Genomic DNA, 1,034 nt, shown 5'->3' with positions numbered 1-1,034 from the left:
CCGCTGCCGGCGTTGCCGGCGGCGTCGCTAATGCCAGTATTATCGAGAGTGATCAGGTTGCTGCTGTCGCTGACGTTAGCGCTCGGCGTCAGCGTGGCGGTCCAGGTGATGCCACCGTCGCTGCTGCTAACCGCGCTCAGCGTGCCGTTGGCAACGGTAAGGTCGGCATTGGTAAAGCCGGTCACCGCTTCGCTGAAGGTGATGGTCACCAGACTGGTCTCGCCAATGGCCAGCGCAGTGTCGGCCACCACGATGCTGGCAGTCGGCCGCGCGGTGTCGATGCTGAAGTTGTTGGAATCAGTCGCCCCGCTGCCGGCGTTGCCGGCGGCGTCGCTAATGCCAGTATTATCGAGAGTGATCAGGTTGCTGCTGTCGCTGACGTTAGCGCTCGGCGTCAGCGTGGCGGTCCAGGTGATGCCACCGTCGCTGCTGCTAACCGCGCTCAGCGTGCCGTTGGCAACGGTAAGGTCGGCATTGGTAAAACCGGTTACCGCTTCGCTGAAGGTGATGGTCACCAGACTGGTCTCGCCAATGGCCAGCGCAGTGTCGGCCACCACGATGCTGGCAGTCGGCCGCGCGGTGTCGATGCTGAAGTTGTTGGAATCAGTCGCCCCGCTGCCGGCGTTGCCGGCGGCGTCGCTAATGCCAGTATTATCGAGAGTGATCAGGTTGCTGCTGTCGCTGACGTTAGCGCTCGGCGTCAGCGTGGCGGTCCAGGTGATGCCACCGTCGCTGCTGCTAACAGCGCTCAGCGTGCCGTTGGCAACGGTAAGGTCGGCATTGGTAAAGCCGGTCACCGCTTCGCTGAAGGTGATGGTCACCAAACTGGTCTCGCCAATGGCCAGCGCAGTGTCGGCCACCACGATGCTGGCAGTCGGCCGCGCGGTGTCGATGCTGAAGTTGTTGGAATCAGTCGCCCCGCTGCCGGCGTTGCCGGCGGCGTCGCTAATGCCAGTATTATCGAGAGTGATCAGGTTGCTGCTGTCGCTGACGTTAGCGCTCGGCGTCAGCGTGGCGGTCCAGGTGATGCCACC

1 protein-coding gene is annotated in these 1,034 nt (G+C 63.2%); it reads right to left on the bottom strand.

Features of this window, described 5'->3' with window-relative positions; translation table 11 throughout:
• Window positions 1-1,034: Ig-like domain-containing protein (locus PQU95_RS18455; RefSeq protein ID WP_272753358.1), on the bottom strand; the 1,034-nt coding region annotated here is incomplete at both ends.

The organism is Vogesella aquatica, from assembly GCF_028548455.1.
Taxonomy (GTDB): domain Bacteria; phylum Pseudomonadota; class Gammaproteobacteria; order Burkholderiales; family Chromobacteriaceae; genus Vogesella; species Vogesella aquatica.
The sequence above is the reverse complement of the archived record's forward strand: the minus strand, read 5'-3'. Positions and strand labels throughout refer to the sequence as shown.